Raw genomic sequence first — 22,909 nt, 5'->3', positions numbered from 1 at the left:
CTTGGTGAGCCGTTACCTCACCAACTAGCTAATGCGCCGCGGGCCCATCTTATAGCGACAGCCGAGACCGTCTTTCAGTATTTCACCATGAAGTAAAATAGATTATTCGGTATTAGCCCCGGTTTCCCGGAGTTATCCCAAACTATAAGGTAGGTTGCCCACGTGTTACTCACCCGTCCGCCGCTAACGTCAAAGGAGCAAGCTCCTCATCTGTTCGCTCGACTTGCATGTATTAGGCACGCCGCCAGCGTTCGTCCTGAGCCAGGATCAAACTCTCCATAAAAGAAATTTGATTAGCTCAAATTGTTTTGCTGGCATCATGTTTGATGTCCAAAATTTTGTTTCTTTCACTAACTCAAGGTTAGCTACTGAAAACTTTATTGATTACGTTTTGCTTGTTCAGTTTTCAAGGTTCATTTCGTTACTGTTTTTCAGCAGCAACTCTTATATCATAACACGCTGCAAACTCGATGTCAACAACTAATTTTGTTTGTTTTAATTGTTTTTCAGAAGTTATCTTAGCGACTCGTATAATACTACACGCTTAATTCAAAATGGTCAACACTTTTTCTAATAAAAATTTATACTTTTTTATTTCATTGAAAAACTTCCTATTTAAATACTTACAAAAATAAATTTTCATTAGACTCTACATCTCAAGTTGATTTAACTTTTTATTAGTATCTAAAATAGAATTTTATCATAACCTTCAATAAGAAATTAATAGATTTCAAAAAATAAATAAAAAACTCGGTATAGACACCGAGTTTTTAAAATGGAAAGAAAAATGGAATTGCCAGCATCATAACGATAAACATAATAATCTGTAGTGGTATTCCAATCTTCACAAAGTCCATAAACTTATAACCGCCAGCTGTCATAACTAACGCATTTGTTGGTGAAGCAATCGGAGTAACAAACGCCATACTCGCTGCTACAGCAACAGCAATCATAAATGTCGTTGGACTTGCTTCCATCGCAATCGCGGCATTCATAGCAATCGGTGCGAATAATACAGCAGTGGCTGTATTACTAATGAACTGACCAAAGACTGCAGTTAAAATATAAACTCCGATCAGTACTCCGTATGGTCCATAGTTTCCAAGCGCATTGATAATACCATCAGATAAAATGGCCATACCGCCCGTTTTTTCCAATGCAGTCGCCATCGGAAGCATTGCAGCTACTAGTACAATACTTTCAAAATTCATATTGCTATATGCATCTTCCATATTACGCAAACAGCCTGTTAATATCATCAATACGGCGCCAATCATAACGGAAATAACAGCAGGGAAAATTTCAAAAGCCATTAGCACAATCATTAAAAGCATAATGACACCTGCAATACCAGCTTTTCCCGTCGCTGCAGCTACACTAGCATGTTCCTTCGGCTGACCAACAACAACGACATCCTGCGTTTCCCTTGCAAGTAATAAAATTTCATCCCATGCACCTTGTACTAAAATGGCATCTCCAAATTTTAATTTATGCGTCACCATATCTTGCAGCTTATAGCCACCTCTACGATTTATGCCAATTATATTAAGATTATATTTTTCTCGGAAGCCTAGGGTGCTTACGGTCTTATTAATAAAACTAGAATTTGGTGTTAATAATACCTCAGCAATCCCAAGATGCTTCGATACTAATTCATCAGCCTCTCCTTCAGCCAGCTCCTGCATCTCCAGACTATAATCAGCAGCAAAACGACGAATATTCTCTTCCTCACCCTGGACGTACAATTCATCTTTGGCATGGATCACACTTGTCGGACCTGCCATTTCCTGATATGTCACTGGTAAAAAATTAATACCTTCTTGAGATCGTCGGTGAATTTTCATCATACAAAGCGTATATTTGGCCGGAAGCTTTAATTCTGCTAATGTTGCGTCAATAATCGACGAATCCTCGGGCACATACACTTTAAACAAACGATTATTTAAATCATATTGCTTAATAATTTTCTTCGGAGATAATCTATAATCAGCTTTTGTTGCTGTACGACTTTTTTCATTTGGTAAAAGAATGTTGCGCACAAGTACTAAATAGGTAATACCAACAATCATCCCTACAATACCGATGGGTGTTACTTCGAAAAAACCTAGTTTATTGTAATCACGATCGACCAATAACTGACTAACGATCAGATTTGTCGGTGATGCAATAAGTGTCATAAGCCCAGAAAGACTAGCAACATAAGAAAGTGGTAGTAAAAATTTTGATGGACTTACCTTCATGCTAATCGCAATACTAACAACTATCGGCATCATCAAAGCTACAGTGCCTGTATTACTCATAAACGCCCCGACAGAACCTACAATAATGAGCAATAATACAAATAATTTCAACTCACTATTACCTGACCACTTTAGCAGTAATTGCCCTGCCATCCCCGCAAGTCCTGTTCGTAAAATTCCTGCACCCACGACAAACAGCCCTGCAATCATTAAAACTACAGAGTTTGAAAAACCAGCTAGTGCTTCTGCGGGTGTTAAAATATCCGTAATGACAAATGCTAGAAGTGACACAATCGCAACGAGGTCCGCTCGTACTTTGTTAGTCACAAATGCAAAAATTGTCGCTCCTAAAATAAGAAATGTTAATGTAAGCTGCACATCTAAGAATTCCTTTCTAACATTAAATCATTGTGTTTACAAAAGGTTATAAACAAAACCTTTTGTAAAGCACAATGCCTGTTTCTATCACTTAGATTTATTATATCTTACCCTAGACTACAAATGAGAAAGTTCACCATCTTTTCGAAATAAAAGTCTCATCACATAACGTGAGATTGATTTCCGTTCCTCCCAGGGTCGTTCAACCTTCACTCCAATCAACATCAACAACTTATCGACAAAAGAATAAATGTAAAATAACGCGTATCTTTAAACAAAGGTTGATTTTCACTCCGAGTTGGCGCTTTCCGCGGGCTTGGCTTCAATCTCCTCGTCACTACGTTCCTGCGGGGCTTTCAGCACAAGCTCATCCCGCAGGAGTCGCCACTCTCCGTGAAAAATCAATAGCTCCTCATCGTTAGTATTTGTAGGAAAGCTGCATCAAAAGAGTATAGCGATGTAAAACCTTTAAAACCCTACCTTAATTATAATGAAATATATTTTTCGTCCAAAGTAAACCTCTCCTTGGACGAAATTGAGACCGTTTTGATGCTCCTTGCAATACCTTACAAGCGGGGTCTATCAATTAAATTATCCATACAGCTTTTACAGCAAATAGTGAAGCGCAGTATTCCCCCGCACTCTCATGCATCGGCTCTAACTTGATTATTTTTGATAAAGATTATGCGCTTTAATATAGTCATAACAAGCGTCTGGGAGTAGGTATCTTGGTTCACCGCCCATTGCAAATTCTTCTCGAATATAGGTAGAGCTAATTTCCATCGCTAACCCTTTGTCAATTAAATGGAATCTTCCATCATCATGATTCCTCAAAATAGGAGATCGACTAATTGTTGATAACATATCTATTCCATGCCTTGCCATTACAATAAATTTATTTTCAGCTACTAATGCATCTCCCCTTTTCCACAACCCAGCACCAATATCGTTTAATAAATCAGCCCCCATAATAAAATGAATTTCATCATTCGGGTGTTGTTCTCTAAAATATTTCATCGTATCATATGTGTAAATATTCCAGCCCTCTTGCTCCATTTCATATGAATCTGCAATAAAACGCTCATCCTTAGCAATAGCCAGCTGCAGCATATTCCAGCGATGTGTATTCTTCGTTTTTATCTCCTTGTCTTTTCGCTTGTTTGAGCAAGGTAAAAAGATCACTTTATCTAATTTGCAACGATGTGCGACTGTGCTTGCTGTCCAAAGGTGAACATTTGTAATTGGATCAAAGGATGATCCGTAAATCCCTATTTTCGCCATGTCCTAACCCCCATTCCTCTTCTCTATTATTTTCTCTCATTCATCATCTTCGTGACTTTTTCTTTAATTTCTTTAATTCTTGTCATTTTATTATCCCAGCACGCTTGACTTAAATCGACCGGATACTCTTCTGGATTCATTGTTCGTTTGTACTCACTCCATAGTAGATGTAAATTCTCCTCTACATATACTTGAATTTCTTGAAGTGTTGGTTCTTTGTAAAGAATAGATCCATTTACTACAATGTCTTGATGTAATTCTTTTGCTGTAAAATCCGTCACAAATTTACTGATATAAGTATGAACAGGGTGAAACATTTTCAAGCGTTTTTCCTCTTGTGGGTTTTCGCAGTCCAATGCAATATAATCTCCTTCAGCATGACCATTGGCTGTATTAATAATTCGATAAATACGTTTGCGGCCTGGAGTCGTTACTTTTTCTGGATTTCCGGAAATTTTGATGGTATCGACCATTTCCCCGTTTTCACCTTCAATAGATACTAATTTGTATACGCCACCAAGAGCTGCTTGATCGTACGCTGTAATGAGCTTAGTTCCGATTCCCCATGTATCAATTTTAGCCCCTTGAGACTTCAAATTGATAATCGTGTATTCGTCCAGATCATTAGATGCTATAATTTTCGCTTCAGTGAAGCCAGCTTCATCTAGCATTTCCCTTGCTTTTTTTGACAGATACGATAAATCTCCACTGTCCAACCTTATTCCTACAAAATTGATTTTATCTCCAAACTCCTTTGCGACCCGAATTGCATTAGGGACACCCGAACGTAACGTATCATACGTATCTACTAAGAAAACGCAATCTCTATGCGTATTTGCATACTTTGTAAATGCAGTGTATTCATCACGATATGCCTGTATCATGGCATGTGCATGAGTACCTGAGACAGGGATGCCAAATAATTTTCCAGCTCTGACATTGCTAGTTGCAGAAAATCCACCAATATAAGCTGCACGAGTTCCCCAAATCGCTGCATCAAATTCATGCGCTCGACGAGTACCGAATTCCATCGCGACATCCTCTCCAATCACTTGTTTAATGCGCGAAGCCTTCGTTGCAATAAGAGTTTGGTAATTAACGATGTTTAATAAAGGTGTCTCCATTAACTGAGCTTCTGCCAATGGGGCTTCAATTCGTAAAATAGGTTCATTCGCAAATACTAATTCACCTTCCCTCATTGCAGAAATAGAACCTGTAAATTTTAGATTTTGAAGGTATTTAAGAAATTCCTCTGAGTATTTTCCTTCCTCGCGTAAATATTGAATATCGCTATTTGAAAAACCAAAGTTTTTGATAAACTCCATTATCTTTTTTAAGCCTGCAAATATCGCATAGCCATTCCCGAACGGAAGTTGTCGAAAGTACAGTTCAAAAACCGCTGTTCGATTTTGAGTGCCATCATTCCAGTACGTTTCCACCATATTTATTTGATATAAATCCGTGTGTAACATGAAGCTATCGTCCGCATATTTCATACCTTATTCCTCCGTTTACATAATAGTAGCTCCGAGAGAATGCTCGAAATGTCTTAATGCCCACTCATGCCCTGCTTGATTAAAAGACGCCACTGCATCTTTATGAATAACGATGTTAAATCCTTTATTATAGGCATCTACCGCGGTATGAAGAACGCAAATATCCGTACATACACCGATTAAATGTAGTTCTGTAATGCCTCTTTCACGCAATTTAATCTCTAAATCCGTACCTGCAAAAGCAGAATATCTGGTTTTATCCAAATAGTAGACATGATCCAACCCTTTATTCTCTTCATATAGTTTTTTTAAAGAGCCATATAGTTCTCTCCCCCTCGTACCTCGAATATTGTGAGGAGGGAAAAGCTTTGTTTCTGGGTGATAGCTATCTTCTTTTTCATGAACATCAATAGCGAAAACTACAAAATCACCATTTGACATAAATTCCTTTGTTAATTGTGCATTTACCCCTTCCAATAGTTGCCCGGACTTTCCACAAGTTAGAGCTCCATCTTGAGCTACAAAATCCACTGTATAATCAATATTAATCAATGCACGCTTAGACATATTTCCATCACTCCAATTTCTCATTTAATTAGTAATTAGCAAATTACAAATTAGTATATTGAAAATTAATTAGGAAAGACTGATGCTTTCCTAATGATAAATTGACTCTACGATTTCGAAGTCATTAAAAGAATATAATTGCGATGGTCTAAATGAATTTCTTTTCGTTTTCTTCGGCTTCCCTTCTTCTAATACTTTTTCAATAAAAGGAAGCTTAGGTGCTTTTGTAAAGAACACTGAATCGTTTGAAATACGTGGATCATCTCCTACTGTCAATAAAACCCTCTGTAGTTCAGATAACGTAAATTCTTCCGGTAAAAAATTTTTAGCAACCGTTGTTTGTATCATATCTTTCTTAATAAATTCTAAAGCGTCTGAAATAATTTTCCGATGATCAAAGGCTAAATCGAGTTTGAACACTTCATTTATATCGAAAAGTTCTACTTCTACCGCATCGTCATTGGCTTGACGTTTGTCAATGTATACTTCCGGAACGATTGCATAAAAGGCATTTGAAATCATCCAACCTCGAGGATCACGATCTATATCATCGTAGACACCAAAGTGCTTAATGTGTAGACCATCTACATTCGTTTCCTCTTTCAATTCTCTTTTAGCGGCCATATAAGCTGTTTCCTTTTTTGTCGCATCTACAAATCCACCTGGAAGCGCCCATTTTCCACCTTCGATATTTTGGTTTCCTTCATGATCTTTTTCGGCCCGTTTAATCAACATAATTTTAAGCGTCATCATCGGAGGTGCTTTTTCCTCTACTTTTTCGGATGTTATTGTAAAAACTGCGATATCTGATGTATATCCATCAGGTGTTATATAATTAGAAGAATCGTAATTCGCAAGAACTTCTTCTTGTGAATGATATTTTGTCATTTTAAGATAACTCCTTTGACTCAAGTTTTGCAGGAATGATGACGAAGGCTTAGATAAAGCGTAATACTACAACTTCCCTTAGAGAGCGAGTATTTGTTTACTTCTCATGATCACCATCATAACGTGTGGTCGATTTCCGTTCCGACTGATATATGGCATATATAAATTTGGATACTGTACTTCATTATATTTTCTATAAATCGCCATAAGTAATTTGTAAATCAATAATTACTATTTAATAACATGATAACTTTTCCAGTTAACAATTTCAACTCTTTTTATAAAAAAAGAATAAGATGAACAGCTATCCATAAAAAAAGCATAAATAAAGCATTTCTGCCTTATTTATGCCTTTTTTATTATTTAATTTACTAGTTGATTTTTCAAAAGAATTCCATCCTGTACGACAACTCGCCCATTTTTAATGACAGTATTCGTATGATTCATGCCATAGAAATATTGCAATTGCTTGTAATTGGCAACATCCAATATTATGACATCAGCTTGTTTGCCTGCTTCAAGGGAGCCAATTTGATGTCCACGATTAATTGCGTATGCAGCATTAACGGTAGTCGCCGTTAACACTTCCTCGAGTGTCATCCCCATATGCATACAAGCTAAATTCATAATAAATGGCAGACTCAACGTTGGAGATGAGCCAGGGTTAAAGTCAGTTGAAATAGCTACAGGTACCCCTTCATCAATCATTAGGCGTCCTCTCGCGAATGGTGCACGTAAGAAGAATGCTGTTCCAGGTAGCAACACAGCAATCGTGCCAGCTTCGGCCATTTTTTGTATCCCTTCATCAGAAGCAACTAATAAGTGCTCCGCAGAAATGGCTCCTACTTCTGCAGCAAGCTCCGCTCCCTCATAAGGCTCAATTTCATCTGCATGAATTTTCGGTGTTAACCCCAACGCTTTTCCGGCCTCTAAAATGCGTCGTGACTGCTCTGGCGTAAATACACCTTTTTCACAAAATACATCATTGAATTCTGCAAGGTTTAGCTCAGCTACTTTCGGTAACATATCATGAATGACTAGATCCACAAATTCATCCTCACGACCTTTATAGTCACGCGGTACCGCATGCGCCCCCATAAAGGTACTAACGACATCAATGTCATGAGTAGCTTGCAATTCCTTTGTTACTTCTAGCTGTTTCTTTTCAGTTTCCCAATCTAATCCATAGCCTGATTTTGCCTCAACCGTTGTGACACCATGCTTTAAAAACACATCTAAATGATTCATCGTTTTTTCATATAAATCACCAAAGCTAGTTTCTCGTGTCCGGTTTGTTGTAGCATGAATCCCACCGCCTGCATTCATAATTTCCATGTATGTTGCACCATTGAGTCGCATATTAAATTCCTGCTCACGTGTACCTCCGTGAACTAAATGCGTATGACAATCGACGAGACCCGGCATAACAACCTTTCCTGAGGCGTCAATAACTTCAGCAACCCTTACAAGATCAGGGAAATCCACTTCTAGCTGAGCAATTGGTCCAACTGCAATAATGCTATTTCCCTCCATTAAAACACTGCCATTTTCCACTACTGCAATGTCACGCATTTGTTCCTTTGTACGCGGACCTTGTACGGCACTTTTTAACGTGATCACTTCGTTGGCATTCTTGATTAAAATAGTCACTTAGCATCATCCTTTAACATTGGTATATGCACACCTTTGTTTCTCGCTGTATTAATAGCAATTTCATAGCCAGCATCTGCGTGACGCACAACGCCCATTCCTGGATCCGAAATTAACACTCGTGCAATCTTCTCAGCAGCTAGCTCAGAACCATCCGCCACTAACACTTGACCAGCATGTTGCGAATAACCCATTCCTACACCACCACCGTGATGCACACTTACCCAGCTTGCACCACTTGCTGTATTAACAAGTGCATTTAAAATTGGCCAATCTGATACTGCATCAGTACCATCAAGCATGCCCTCTGTTTCACGGTTTGGTGATGCAACAGAGCCAGAATCTAAATGATCTCGACCAAAGACAATCGGTGCTGACAACTCTCCATTGGCAACCATTTCATTAACCTTCAGTGCAAAACGGTGACGATCACCATAGCCTAACCAGCATATACGCGCCGGTAACCCTTGCCATTTCACCATCTTTTGGGCCATATCAATCCAATTCACAAGCCCTTCATCTTCAGCAAACATTTCTTTTGCTAGTGCATCTGTTTTATAGATGTCCTCTGGATTACCTGAAAGTGCAGCCCAACGGAATGGTCCTTTCCCCTCACAGAATAAAGGACGAATATACGCTGGAACAAAACCAGGGAAATCAAAGGCATTTGTTACACCCATCTCTTTGGCATACGCACGAATATTATTACCGTAATCAAATACTTCTGCACCTGCTTGTTGGAATTCAAGCATTGTACGAACATGCTCAGCCATCGTTTCTTTTGCTCTTTGTTCATACGTTTTCACATCACTTTTACGTAGTTCAAGCGCTTCCTCAAACGTCATGCCATTTGGAACATAGCCATTGATCGGATCATGGGCAGATGTTTGGTCTGTGACAAAATCAGGGATAATTCCACGGTTCAATAGCTCACGATTAACATCTGCGCAATTGCCAACAAGACCAATTGACGCTGGCTCTTTTTTGTCACGTAATTTATTGACTAATTCAATCGCTTCATCTACCGTCTCCACAAGATAATCACAGTAACCCTCTTTAATTTTACGTTCAATTCGAGCACGTTCCACTTCGACTACTAAAATGACAGCGCCAGCCATTTTCCCAGCTAAAGGCTGTGCACCACTCATGCCACCCATGCCACCCGTAAGGATGAATTTGCCGCGTAAATCCGCTGTGCCAAATACTTTTTTACCCGCCTCTACAAATGATAAATATGTTCCTTGTAAAATACCTTGTGCGCCAATATAAATCCAGCTACCAGCTGTCATTTGACCGTACATCATTAAATCACGGTCCTCTAACTCATAGAAATGCTCCCAATTTGCCCACGACGGTACTAAATTTGAATTTGCAATTAATACACGTGGCGCATGTTCATGTGTACGGAATACAGCTACCGGCTTTCCTGATTGAATAAGAAGTGTTTCATCATTCTCTAATTCTTTTAATGATGCGATAATTTGCTCATAACTTTCCCAATTACGCGCCGCTTTACCGATTCCACCATAGACGATAAGCTCATCTGGATTTTCTGCTACTTCAGGATCTAGATTGTTCATTAACATACGCATTGCAGCTTCTTGTGTCCAACCTTTACAAGATAATTCATTCCCACGTGGTGCACGAATATTTGTTTTGACTACCATAAAAAACACGCTCCTTTAAAATAGTAAAAATGCTATTGGTGTTACAATGATTAAAGTTAGTACGACACGCACAAACCAAATGGTTACAATTTGGCGCAACGTCACCGGAATTTCAGTTGATAAAATAAGTGGTATGACAGCTGAAAAGAACAAAATTGCCGAAATCGATACAACTGCCACAATAAATTTCGTCACAAGTGCTGCCTGTGTCACAACAAGTGCCGGTAAAAATACCTCTGCTAACGATAATGACAGCGCTTTTGCCGCTAAAAATGGTTCTGGAATTTGTAGTACATATGTGAATGGTACAAAAATATACGAAAGCCAATCAAAAATAGGTGTATATGTTGCAAGCACAAGCCCTAAAAGACCAACCGATAAAATCGATGGCATAACCCCCATCGTCATGATGAAGCCATCCTTTAAATTCGCCCATAAAATTTTTGACATAGGCGGATTTTGATCAACAGCCTCCATCGCTTGACGCCAAGCTTCTTTAAAACGCCCCTTTTTAACAATCTTTTCTGGCATCGGCGTCGCACCCTCGTAATATTCGTCCTTCATGGAACGAATCGGATAAAGGCGTACCGTTAGCGCAGTGACCAAGAATGTTACAACGAGTGACACCCAGAAAAACGCATTCCAATGCTGCATCATATCCAACGTACTCGCAATGACAACCATAAACGTGACAGATACAGTCGAGAAGCCTGTTCCAATAATCACGGCCTCCTTCGCTGTGTAGCGACCTTCCATATAAAGACGGTTTGTTAACAGCAATCCAACCGAATAACTGCCGACAAATGAGGCTACTGCATCCACTGCTGAACGTCCTGATGTTTTAAAAACAGGTTTCATAAACGGTTGTGCTAAAACACCGATGTATTCAAGCAATCCGTAACTAACTAGAAGTGCCAAAAACAAAGACCCGATCGGAATTAGTATGCCTACCGGCTTAACAAGCTTCTCCAGTAAATACGGGCCAATACTTTCATCCGCTAGCCATGCTGGTGCTATATTGAAAATTAACAAAATCCCCGCAATCATGCCGCCCACTTTAAGGATTGACATCACAATATTGACGGTCGACTTATTCCATTTCTTTGTTAGGAATGGATGAATCGCTCCACCTACAAGCATTATGAGCACATATGCAGTTACAAGCAGTGGCGCTTCGGTGCGAATAAAACTTACGATGTGATCAATTAAAATGGAATCCTTACCTCGCCATTCAAACGATACGAAAAAGCTGAATATTCCGACTATACTGCAGATAAACATCTTAATAGCGGAGGAGATTCGAAATTGCGAATCTCGCTCCAGCTCTTGTTGATGAAATTCCATACTACTCCCTCCGATGTAAGTGCTTTTTCTGAAAGTAATCTCTAAGTCGTCAAAACTAGTTAAAGGATTTTTTGGATTTTCTCTAGGAAGTTATTACTTTAAAACTTACTTATACTCATTTAATAGATCATCACTTGTTAACAAATACTGCGAAAGCGCTTCAATTTCATCACTGATAGGTTGATCCGCTAACAGTGGAGGGCAAAACTCGCGCACTTTTTCTAAAAACTTTCGCGTTGTTGGAGATAACTGCTCTTCTGCTTTATCTAGATGGATCGCCTGCGATGCACAAATCATTTCTATTGCAATGACACGAGCGGCATTGTGTACGATTTGACGCACTTGGCGGGCTGATGTTGTACCCATGCTCACATGATCCTCTTGGTTACCTGATGTCGGTATAGAATCCACACTTGAAGGATGTGCCAATACTTTGTTTTCAGATACGATAGAGGCCGCTGTATATTGAGCAATCATTAGTCCACATTCAATACCAGGATTTGTCGCTAAAAATGGTGGCAAACCTTCATTAAGATGCGGATTCACCATTCGTTCTGTACGTCTCTCCGAAATATTCGCCCACTCACTTACACCGACTTTTAAAAAGTCCATTGCCAATGCAATTGGTTGACCATGGAAATGTCCCCCAGACAATACTTCTCCATTTTCTAAAACAATCGGATTATCTGTCGTTGCATTCATTTCAATCTGCACACGGTCCTCCGCATAGAAGAATGACTGCCATGAAGCACCATGTACTTGCGGAATACAACGTAGTGAATAGGCATCCTGCATGCGGATTTCACCTTGCTTTGTCACACGTTTACTTCCTTCAAGCCATTTGCGAATTCGTCCACCAACAAGCTCTAATTCCGGGTGTGGTCTTACCGCCAAAAGCGCTGGGTCAAACGCTGAAGTAATCCCCTTCAGTGCCTCAAGTGTTAAACTCGCTGCCATATCTGCCGCTAGCCCCATTCGCTCTGCCTCGTTCACAGTTAATACGCCAATTCCCGTCATTGCTTGTGTACCATTTACAAGCGCTAATCCTTCTTTAGCTAGTAGTCGCACCGGTGTTAGTCCAGCTTGCTCTAACGCCTCACTGCCACTCATAACCTCGCCATTGAACTCCGCCTTGCCTTCACCTACTAGCACTAAAGCCAAATGTGATAACGGTGCTAAATCTCCACTTGCTCCAACTGAACCTTGAGACGGTACAATCGGATGGACTCCCTTATTTATAAGATCCAATAGCAGCTGCACTGTTTCTAGACGAATACCTGAAAAACCTCGAGCTAAAGCATTAGCACGCAAAACCATCATGGCGCGTACAACATCTGTTGGGAACGGTACACCAACACCTGTCGCATCTGAGCGTAATAAATTCAACTGTAAAAGCTCAATATCTTCCTCTTCAATCTTTATATTACTTAGCTTTCCAAAGCCTGTATTCACACCATAAATGGTTTGCCCCTCAGCTAAGCGTTTTTCAATCCGCTCCCTACTTAAACGAATACGCTCCACACTGTCTGTAGATAGCGCAACCGTAGCAAGACCGTTTACAATTTCCCCTATTTTCTGTCTTGTTAACGTCTTGCCATCAAGCTCGATAATAGACTTCATAATACCATCCCCTGTTCCCTTTATAACTATGTAAAAATGCCCGTAATCAATTTAGTTATCGCTACAAAAGATAAATAACAATTACTCTATCTACATTGTACTAACTACTTTTTTCAGAAAATAGGGAATTTTAAAAGAGAATACATGAATTATTTCAGATTTTTTGATATTTTAATAATATAATCGTATTTTTTTACGAAACTAGATAATTTTAAGGTGGGTTTGTATGTATGAAATTGTTATTAATTGATAGAGACTCCGCTGACCTTTCAGGTATTCGTTGGTTTTTACATACATATTTCCCCGGGGATGTAACCATCGAAATATGTACAACTATTAATGAGGCACTTCAAAGTATCCAGCAATTCGAGCCTGACGTGATACTACTAAATATTGACCTATTCTCGAATAATCGTTTAACGGCACTTTATCGCGTTTTACAAAAACATTCAGGAACTATTTTAGCGATGACGACAGAGCCATTGTTTAAAAATGCATTAAAAGCAATCGATTTACAGGTCGCACATCTCTTCGTTAAACCAATTGATTTAGAAGTATTAAAGCAAAAGCTTACTGCTATTTCCCTTCGGACACCAAAGGCAGAAGCATTGTATCAAGAAGCTACAGATGAATCTTTTTACGATCAACTATTTTTAGATAGTAAAACTAGTACGCTAGAAACAAATATACACTTCACCATGATCGAGCCTGAGCATACCGACATGTTTAACAAACTATATAACTGGCTTCAGCAAACTCCCATTTATTCTAGTATGAGGATTTATCCTTTATCAGAGAGAATCGTTTGCTTATTCCAAACAAATGATATAGAGAAAGATGTTCGTACACTAATCAAGGAATGGCGATTGACAAGTAATAGCTCTTTAAATACCGGTATTTACGATGGGGAACCTACAACTATGAAGAATATGTATACTTTAACGAAGCGTGCACTTCGTCAAAGTTTTTACGAAGGCTATGGGCATATTTTTTATACGAGTAAGCAGCTGAAGACACAACCCTTCGATCCTTTACTAACACCCGAAGAGCAACAATTATTAATAAGTAGTTTAGAGGATGGGAATATTGAAGCTGTTAAAGCATTTTTATATCGACTATTTAATGAAGGAATTTATTATGAGCAGGATGACTTACGTATTCATCTAACCAGTGTTTTAGCACAAATTCGACGCTTTATGCTGAAGTATAAATTACACGAGAAAGCTGCAATTGAGCAAAATTATCGTCAACTTTTTCATTTAATTATTGAGCATCCTATATTTTATACCATTCAAAATGGCATCATATCATTTACACAAAAACTAATTGAATTGGCCCGTGAGGCACGAATGGAGAAACGTGCTGACTATGTAGAACTGGCCATAGAAATTATCGACCAACAGTTTCAGGACAGCGGGTTATCTTTACCTTTCGTTGCTCATAAATTAGGGATTAGTCCCAATTATTTAAGTACGATCTTTTCAAAGAAGCAAGGCTTGCCACTTAAACGCTACTTGCAGCAGGTACGAATTCATAATGCCACAAAAATGTTAGTAGAAACTGATTTTACTATTAGTGAAATTGCCTATTTAAATGGTTTCGAAGATTCGAATTACTTCATTAAAATTTTTAAACAGCACATCGGCATTACGCCTAATCGTTATCGTAAAACGTGAAAAGGCATACTAGAAGTTAGTTTCCAACCGGGCACGAGAGGCAAATATACTTTCGGCGAGAAAGTGCAGTGGATGTTGGCCACGAAGACGTTATCATAGAAGGTGACGGTTTTTTAGCCTTCATTCCTCTATAGCTGACCTTAGGAAGTCTCCAGCCTTCACTGTCATCAACCAATACTTACCATAACCCTAAAACACATTTTTTCAATTATCATTTTCCGTTTTCAATAAAGACGAATTTACTTTAATGCCTTTTAATTTCGAGCTACCCCTTCTCCACAACTCATCTTTAATAATTCTCGAAAATGTTTGAAAAAGCTAGTTTTGTGGTAAAAGTTATTCATAAGTACTTTTAATCTAGCATATATTTATAGTTTGTATTTTAATATAAATATTCTTTAACGATAATGATTATAATTTACTAGCAATTCTAGTTTATATTTGTTATAGTTATTGATGAAGAGTTTGACTCACAATTTTTCTTTAGGAGGTAAACTAATATGACAAACAAAAATGATCGTAGCCGTCGCTTTACAACAGCAGGTGGCGCTCCAGTAGTAAGCAACCATGATTCAATGTCAGCAGGTCCTCGTGGTCCTCTACTTCTTCAGGATGTATGGTTAGTTGAAAAATTAGCAAACTTCAACCGTGAAGTTATTCCTGAACGTCGTATGCACGCTAAAGGTTCAGGTGCATTCGGTACTTTCACTGTAACGCATGATATTACTAAATATACTAAAGCAAAAATTTTCTCAGAGGTTGGGAAAAAGACTGAAATGTTCGCACGGTTCTCCACAGTTGCAGGTGAACGTGGTGCAGCAGATGCTGAGCGCGATATTCGTGGCTTTTCACTTAAGTTCTATACTGAAGAAGGCAACTGGGATTTAGTTGGTAACAACACACCTGTATTCTTCTTCCGTGATCCTTTACACTTTACAGATTTAAACCACGTGGTAAAACGCGATCCACGTACAAATATGAAAAACGCTAATTCAAACTGGGATTTCTGGACTTCATTACCAGAAGCACTTCACCAAGTAACAATCGTTATGTCTGATCGTGGTATTCCAACTGGTTACCGCAATATGCACGGTTTCGGTTCTCACACATATAGCTTTATTAATGAAGAAAATGAGCGCGTATGGGTTAAATTCCACTTCAGTACAGAGCAAGGGATTAAAAACTTAACTGGCGCTGAGGCTGCTGAAGTAATCAGTAACGACCGCGAATCTTCACAGCGCGATTTATATGAGGCAATTGAAAACGGCGATTTCCCTAAATGGAAATTGTCCATTCAAGTAATGACAGAAGAACAAGCACGCGAATTACCATATAACCCATTTGACTTAACAAAAGTATGGTATAAAAAAGACTTCCCATTAATTCCTGTGGGTGAGTTCGAGTTAAACAAAAACCCGGACAACTACTTCGCTGAAGTTGAGCAAGCTGCATTTGCACCATCTAACATTATTCCTGGCATCAGCTTCTCGCCGGACAAAATGTTGCAAGCTCGTATCTTTGCATATGCAGATGCACAGCGCTATCGTTTAGGTGTGAACCACTACATGCTTCCTGTGAACGCACCAAAATGTCCATTCCGTTCATTCCACCGCGACGGTGCTATGCGTTTCGATGGCAACCTTGGTTCAACTTTAGGTTATGAACCAAATAGCTACGGTGAATGGGAACACAATTTAGACTATAAAGAGCCTGAATTACGTATCGACGGTAATGCTGGTATCCACGACTTCCGTGAAGATGACAACAACTACTTCGAACAGCCAGGTAAATTATTCCGCCTAATGACTGCCGATGAGCAACAACGCCTATTCGAAAATACTGCTAATGATATGGCATCAGTCGAAGAGTTCATCAAACGTCGTCATATTCTTCACTGCTATTTAGCTGATCCAGCATATGGTGAAGGTGTAGCAAAAGCTATGGGTCTTTCATTAGAAGGTATGGATCTTTCAAACCCATACGAAAAACAAGCAACAAACGTTTAATTCTCCACGTATTCCAACTATTATTGATATCCAAATCCAACTTTTTACTCCATGTGAAGGGCGACCTCACATGGAGTTTTTTTATTTTGATGACAAAATGAGGGCGCATCATCAAAATGAGGGGTTGATTTCCGTTCCGGTGGTCGCTTTCCTCGGGGACGTCGGACTTTTGGTGAGAAACCAAATTAAAGCTTGTGTCTAATTTGATAGACACAAGCCCACTTAATAATTATTGGTAAATCTGACTGCCGGCCTTTTTAAATTCCTTCGCCTTCTCCTGCATACCTTTGTGGATTGCTTCAGTCGTATTTAAGTCTTTTTCTTTTGCATACGTACGAATATCCTGTGAGATTTTCATACTACAAAACTTAGGCCCACACATTGAACAGAAATGCGCAGTTTTTGCTCCTTCTGCTGGCAATGTTTCATCATGATATTCGACTGCACGTTCTGGATCTAGCGAAAGATTGAATTGATCGCGCCAGCGGAATTCAAAGCGCGCCTTTGATAGTGCATCATCACGTTGCTGTGCCCCCGGATGCCCTTTCGCTAAATCAGCAGCGTGTGCAGCAATTTTGTACGTAATAACCCCTACACGAACATCATCACGATTTGGTAAGCCAAGATGTTCTTTAGGAGTTACATAACATAGCATTGCCGTACCATACCAGCCAATCATCGCTGCTCCAATAGCTGATGTAATATGGTCATAGCCTGGAGCAATATCTGTTGTTAGCGGCCCTAACGTATAGAAAGGAGCTTCTTTACACACCTCTAACTGCTTGTCCATATTTTCTTTAATAAGATGCATCGGCACATGACCCGGTCCTTCTACCATCACCTGTACATCATGCTCCCAGGCAATTTGCGTTAATTCCCCTAGCGTTTCCAGCTCCGCAAATTGAGCCTCATCATTTGCATCTGCTATAGAACCAGGACGTAAACCATCGCCTAAAGAGAAAGCAACATCATAGGTTTTCATAATTTCACAGATTTCTTCAAAATGAGTATATAAGAAGCTCTCTTGATGGTGATATAAACACCACTGTGCCATAATCGAGCCTCCTCGAGACACTATGCCAGTTACACGATTAGCCGTTAATGGCACATAGCGTAGCAATACGCCTGCATGAATCGTGAAGTAATCTACACCTTGTTCTGCTTGTTCAATTAACGTATCACGATACACTTCCCACGTTAAATCCTCTGCCACTCCATTTACTTTTTCGAGCGCTTGATAAATCGGCACCGTCCCTACTGGCACTGCGGCATTACGGATAATCCATTCACGCGTCGTATGAATATGTTTACCCGTAGATAAATCCATGATGTTATCAGCACCCCAGCGTGTAGCCCACGTCATTTTTTCTACTTCTTCTGCAATAGAGGATGACACCGCTGAATTTCCAATATTAGCGTTAATTTTCACGTGGAAGTTGCGTCCAATAATCATCGGCTCTGCCTCAGGGTGATTAATATTAGATGGCAAAATTGCACGCCCCGCCGCGATCTCTGAGCGCACGAACTCAGGATCCATATTTTCGCGAATCGCTACAAATTCCATTTCTGGAGTAATAATTCCCTTCCGTGCGTAGTGAAGCTGCGTTACATTTTTACCTTTCTTCGCACGTAAAGGCTTTCTAGATAAATCCGGAAAAATATTTTCATTCATTCGTGGATCATCAGCTTTGCGGAATCCATTATCTTCTGGCTTGATTGTACGACCTTCGTATTCTTCAACGTCACCTCTTTCTTTGATCCATGCACTACGTAAAGCTGGCAATCCTTTCGTAATGTCCACCTTATGTGCAGGATCAGTGTACGGGCCACTCGTATCATAAACACGCACTGGTGCATTTTCCTCTTCACCAAAGCTTCCTGTCGTCGGACTTAAAGCAATCTCACGCATTGGCACTAAAATATCTGGTCGAGAACCTTCTACGTAAACTTTTTTACTTCCTTCAAAACTTGACATAATCGTAATATTCTTTTCGCTAACTGTTGTCATAAACTACTTCGCTCCCTTTTACATTTATACAAGGACCGAATCTAGCTCACCCAACAAAAATCAATTTCGCCTTGGCGTAATTGCGCGTCCGGATTTTGAATTGTGCCCGCACAATTCATTCCTTTTAAAATCCGTGACATCCGCCGGAGGCTTGTCTTCATTCAGCAGGCGTTTGGGCACCTACTAGTTAGGAAGCTTAACCGCATACATCTCATCACCTGCAAAGATAGGAATCTTCTGCTGAATGAAGACAAAAAGCCGAATCCAAAAAAATTTTGGATCCGGCTAAGAATGTAAAGGTATAGTTATTGCAAATAACATAGTGTGCAATAATGGTTAACTTTCCCACGCTGGTATGAGCCAGATCAGGTCCAAAGGGTCAAGAAACCTCTATGCGTTTCCCTCTCAGCCTGACTCATCAGACTCCCCTAGTTAATACTATTAAGTTTGATGCTAGTGTAGCAGATATTGCTAATAGATGGAAGCTCCATTTGATTATTTTTGGATTATCATCATAACGTGTGGTTGATTTTCGTTCCGGATGGGCGCTTTCCTGGGGGCGTCCGATGGGCCTCTTCACTCGCGTTGCTCGCTCCAGGGTCTCGGGCCAACACGATGTTGGTCACGAAGGCGTTATCACAGGATGTGATGCTTTTAGCCTTCGTTCCTCTATTGCTGATCCCCAAGGAGTCGCCCAGCCGTAACGAAGATCAACTTATATCTTGTTTTAATAAATATAAATCCCTGCTTTTAATCAGAAGAAAAGCCGCTAACTCCTGAAAAGCTTTCCACCCTATCTTTTATTTCTGAATAGCACCCCACTGTTAAGTAAACAACAGTTCCGCTACATAAATCACAATTGTCACTGTAATACAGCTCACAATCGTTGAAAATAAAACTGTTTGTGCAGCAGTTGCCGATTCTACGTCATATTCTAAAGCCAGACTGGAACTATTTCGCGATGTCGGGAACGAACTAGCTATAAAAAGTGATTGTGCCACGACACCGTCAAGACCAAGAGCAAAAATGATAAGCAATGCCACGGCAGGCCCTATGATTAATCGTGTAAAACAACTAATGTATACCATCTTATTAAACATAGATTTTATTTCAAGTTGGGATAGCTGTGCCCCTAAAGTTATTAATGCTACAGCGATAAAGCCATCTGCCACATGGTCTATCGGAATTTTTACGTACTGTGGAATAGGGATATTAAAATAGTTCATAGTAACGCCGATAATAAGTGCATGAATAATAGGCATTTTGAGGAAATCTTTCAAAATTGACATACCTGATTTTGTTGAAGAAATTAAATTGTACAAGCCGTAAGTATACGTCGTCATATTTTGAAATATAACGAGAATAACTTGAATCGCTACCCCAATCGGCTGAGTCACGAAAATCATTTGGGCAACTGGAATACCATAATTGCCTGAATTAATGAGGACAACGCTATTTTTAAACACCGCAGCCTCTGTTTTTACTAAACCGAGCCCCTTTGCAAGAAAGTGACTAAGAACCATTTGGCTTCCGATAAAGAGTAGAATAAAAAGCGCAACTTCCCCAAGCACAGACAATTCTATACTCGTTTCATATAAATTCACAAAAACAGCTGCTGGCATAAAGCAATATGTAATAAGTTGAGATAGCGCCTTTAAATTATAACGAAATTTCCTTTGTAAAACTGCGCCAAGTACTAGAAGCACTAAAATCGGAGCTACAATTTGAAAGAAAATCATGCCGAGATACACCATAGTGTTGTCCCCCTTTCCTCTCCTATAGTAGTGCTGTTTGTAGACTCGGTCAATGTACTTCAGCGTTCACTCATCCTGTCTTTTTCATCATGTTCAAACAATAGCAAAGGGCTCTCGGAAGGATGATTTACCCTTTCAGACTACGAGTTATTAAAATAATTGAAGAAAAAAGGCCTATTAATTCATTAAATTAATATAGTAAAATACCCCATTTGCGCACTAAACCAAAGAAATATATGATATATTATCCATTAAACACAATGATTGGAGTGACAAAAATGAAGAATAAAGTATTTTCTACTTTTATGGCTACCGCTATTACAGCAACCTTAATTGCTCCTGTGTCAACTGCGAATGCCACTTCTAATGATGTATCTTTAAACCACTCAATTCAAATCGACGGGCAAGTAGCTGCAGCCAAAACAAAGGGGCAAAGTGTTACTATTACCAGCATCGCTAATGATAAAGTACGCACATCCAATGGCCAATTTAAAATTAGTAAGTCATTGAAGCCCCTCTTAAACACATCCAATAATGCTGCGTTGGCAAATGCTGAAGCTACTATTGTCGTAAAGAACGGTGAAATTACAAGTATTACATCACTAACACTTACTAAGGGTGGAACAAAAAATAAAGCGTTAGATTTTGATGGCGGTGACGCGCAAATTGCTGGAAGCCTAACTGTAAATGCGGATTATGTAAAAGTTCAAAATGTCACTATTGAAGATGAACTTATTGTAACTAATCGCGTGAAGAAGGCTATTACAATTGATGACGTTGCTATTGGAGATACAATTACTTTTAGACCTTTATTGACTAAAAATAGTAATTGGTTAAATGTTTCTCTAAAAGATATTAAATCACCAAACATTAACTTAAAACGTACTAAAGTGAGTGTGACTTCTGACAAAACTATTTCGAAAGTCGACATAATTGGTAAAGTTACTGCATTTGAAGTAACTGCCAATGTTGATAAACTAACTATCGATGTTGGGAAAGATTTCACCCTTTACGGAAAAGGTACAATTGAGCAAGTGGTTGTCAAACACGGGGCAAAAGTGGCATTAAATTCAGGGCATCTAATTAACAAAGTGCAGGTGGATGATAAAAAAGCCTCTGTGACATTACCTGTTTTAAATAAAACGGAGCTTAGTAATTTAGTAGCTTCACCTCCATACGTTGCAGTATCTGTTTATGGATATGACATTTCAGTAACTGAAAAATGGACAACGCAGGCTGAACGTACAACATTCGAATCAGCCGTAAGCAGCGCAAGAGCAGTGGTTAATAATTCTTACGCTTCGCAGGAACAAGTAAACAATGCGATTACACAGTACAAAAATGCATTAAACGTTTATCGAACTGTGCAAAAAAACGGAACAAAATATGTTTATGGTGATAAGTCTTCACTACAATCGATGATCAATTCTGTTCAGTATGTAAAGGTTTCTTGGAACAACGGTAATGATGTAGCTTCTTATGAACCTTGGACGACTCAAAGTGAGAAGGATGCTCTAACCTCTGCCGTTTCATCTGCTCAATATGTTGTAAATAATTATTATGCAACACAGTCTGATATTACAAATGCAATTAGCAATTTAAATTACGCCATTACAATTTATAAGAACGCACAAAAATATGGCACTTATCAAACGAATGCCGATCGATCTTCCCTTTTTTCACTTATTAACTCTGTTCAGTATGTAACCGTTTCTGTGAATGGATCTGAATTATCCTACAATGTAGTTTGGACGACGCAAAGTGAAAAAGACGCGCTAGTTTCTGCTGTTTCATACGCACAAGGTATTGCAAACAATAGCTCAGCGTCTCAGTCGGATATTTCGTATGCATATCAATATTTATATAATGCCATTTCAACTTATAGGAGTAATTATAAATCTGGTGTGAATCATTGGCATTACGTTGATAAATCTTGGTTAACATCACTCATTAATTCTGTTCAGTATGTAAAAGTTTCTGCGAATGGCGATGGCTCTGATATCCCTTATTATGAACTATGGACAACAGAAAGAGAAAAACGCAGTCTAGAAAAAGCAGTTCAACACGCTCAATCCGTTGCCAGTAACGTCTATGCCTCTTCGTACGAAGTGACAGATGCTATTAACAAATTAAACAAGGCTATCGACATCTATAAAGATGCTCAAAGTTCAGGTAAACAATAAAAAAATTGAAAGGACTTGGCACTAAGCCAAGTCCTTTTCAAACTCAAAAAATCAATTATGCCTCTGGAATCGTGGCGTCGGCTTCGATCGTAATGAGTCTTTCCGTCGCTTTGACGACTCTTTCCGTTGCTTTGATGAGTCTTTCCGTCGC

14 protein-coding genes, 1 rRNA gene and 1 riboswitch are annotated in these 22,909 nt (G+C 39.2%); of the genes, 3 read left to right on the top strand and 12 right to left on the bottom strand.

Going from position 1 to position 22,909, the window contains the following annotated elements; genetic code table 11:
* The 10 genes from ABE34_RS22220 to hutH form a co-directional block, all read right to left on the bottom strand.
* Positions 1-283 (bottom strand): 16S ribosomal RNA (locus ABE34_RS22220); the annotation flags it as partial.
* 487 nt (positions 284-770) lie between these two features.
* The gene (locus ABE34_RS22215; protein ID WP_197144617.1) at positions 771-2,618 is read right to left on the bottom strand and encodes an SLC13 family permease; all 1,848 of its coding nucleotides are present in this window, start codon (positions 2,616-2,618) and stop codon (positions 771-773) included.
* 666 nt (positions 2,619-3,284) lie between these two features.
* Positions 3,285-3,899 carry a nicotinate-nucleotide adenylyltransferase gene (nadD, locus tag ABE34_RS22210; RefSeq protein WP_197144616.1) on the bottom strand — a complete coding sequence of 205 codons (615 nt, stop codon included), beginning with the start codon at positions 3,897-3,899 and terminating at the stop codon, positions 3,285-3,287.
* Positions 3,900-3,925: 26 nt separating this feature from the next.
* Positions 3,926-5,395 carry a nicotinate phosphoribosyltransferase gene (locus tag ABE34_RS22205; protein ID WP_197144615.1) on the bottom strand — a complete coding sequence of 490 codons (1,470 nt, stop codon included), beginning with the start codon at positions 5,393-5,395 and terminating at the stop codon, positions 3,926-3,928.
* A gap of 15 nt (positions 5,396-5,410) precedes the next feature.
* A complete protein-coding gene (locus tag ABE34_RS22200; RefSeq protein WP_197144614.1) occupies positions 5,411-5,962 on the bottom strand; it encodes a cysteine hydrolase family protein in 552 nt (183 codons plus the stop codon).
* Between the two features lie 90 nt (positions 5,963-6,052).
* On the bottom strand, positions 6,053-6,850 hold the full coding sequence (locus ABE34_RS22195) for an NUDIX domain-containing protein (RefSeq protein WP_197144613.1): 798 nt from the start codon (positions 6,848-6,850) through the stop codon (positions 6,053-6,055).
* A 363-nt stretch (positions 6,851-7,213) separates the two neighbouring features.
* Entirely contained in the window at positions 7,214-8,500 is a 1,287-nt protein-coding gene (hutI, locus tag ABE34_RS22190; protein ID WP_197144612.1) for an imidazolonepropionase, read from the bottom strand.
* A complete protein-coding gene (gene hutU, locus ABE34_RS22185) occupies positions 8,497-10,167 on the bottom strand; it encodes a urocanate hydratase (RefSeq protein ID WP_197144611.1) in 1,671 nt (556 codons plus the stop codon). The genes hutI and hutU overlap by 4 nt, the downstream gene beginning before the upstream one ends.
* Positions 10,168-10,182: 15 nt before the next feature.
* Positions 10,183-11,511 (bottom strand): YjiH family protein, encoded by a 1,329-nt coding sequence (locus tag ABE34_RS22180; protein WP_197144610.1) that lies wholly within the window; start codon positions 11,509-11,511, stop codon positions 10,183-10,185.
* Positions 11,512-11,616: 105 nt separating this feature from the next.
* On the bottom strand, positions 11,617-13,131 hold the full coding sequence (hutH, locus tag ABE34_RS22175; RefSeq protein WP_197144609.1) for a histidine ammonia-lyase: 1,515 nt from the start codon (positions 13,129-13,131) through the stop codon (positions 11,617-11,619).
* A gap of 230 nt (positions 13,132-13,361) precedes the next feature.
* Between hutH and ABE34_RS22170 the strand changes: the two genes are divergently transcribed.
* Positions 13,362-14,807 carry a helix-turn-helix domain-containing protein gene (locus tag ABE34_RS22170; protein WP_197144608.1) on the top strand — a complete coding sequence of 482 codons (1,446 nt, stop codon included), beginning with the start codon at positions 13,362-13,364 and terminating at the stop codon, positions 14,805-14,807.
* Positions 14,808-15,307: 500 nt separating this feature from the next.
* On the top strand, positions 15,308-16,813 hold the full coding sequence (locus tag ABE34_RS22165) for a catalase (RefSeq protein ID WP_197144607.1): 1,506 nt from the start codon (positions 15,308-15,310) through the stop codon (positions 16,811-16,813).
* Positions 16,814-17,042: 229 nt separating this feature from the next.
* Here ABE34_RS22165 and thiC read toward each other — a convergent pair whose 3' ends face one another.
* Together thiC and ABE34_RS22155 are read right to left on the bottom strand one after the other, a co-directional pair.
* The gene (gene thiC / locus ABE34_RS22160; RefSeq protein WP_197144606.1) at positions 17,043-18,821 is read right to left on the bottom strand and encodes a phosphomethylpyrimidine synthase ThiC; all 1,779 of its coding nucleotides are present in this window, start codon (positions 18,819-18,821) and stop codon (positions 17,043-17,045) included.
* Positions 18,822-19,146: 325 nt separating this feature from the next.
* Positions 19,147-19,261: riboswitch (TPP riboswitch) on the bottom strand.
* Positions 19,262-19,645: 384 nt separating this feature from the next.
* The gene (locus ABE34_RS22155) at positions 19,646-20,575 is read right to left on the bottom strand and encodes an AEC family transporter (protein ID WP_197144605.1); all 930 of its coding nucleotides are present in this window, start codon (positions 20,573-20,575) and stop codon (positions 19,646-19,648) included.
* Positions 20,576-20,853: 278 nt separating this feature from the next.
* Here ABE34_RS22155 and ABE34_RS22150 point away from each other — a divergent pair, with 278 nt between their 5' ends.
* Complete coding sequence (locus ABE34_RS22150) at positions 20,854-22,758, top strand: FIVAR domain-containing protein (protein WP_197144604.1); 1,905 nt, start codon at positions 20,854-20,856, stop codon at positions 22,756-22,758.
* Positions 22,759-22,909: the final 151 nt, after the last annotated feature.

The organism is Lysinibacillus sphaericus (genome assembly GCF_015844675.1).
Taxonomy (GTDB): domain Bacteria; phylum Bacillota; class Bacilli; order Bacillales_A; family Planococcaceae; genus Lysinibacillus; species Lysinibacillus sphaericus_E.
Note: the sequence above shows the minus strand (reverse complement) of the source record. Positions and strands in the feature narration are given on the sequence as shown.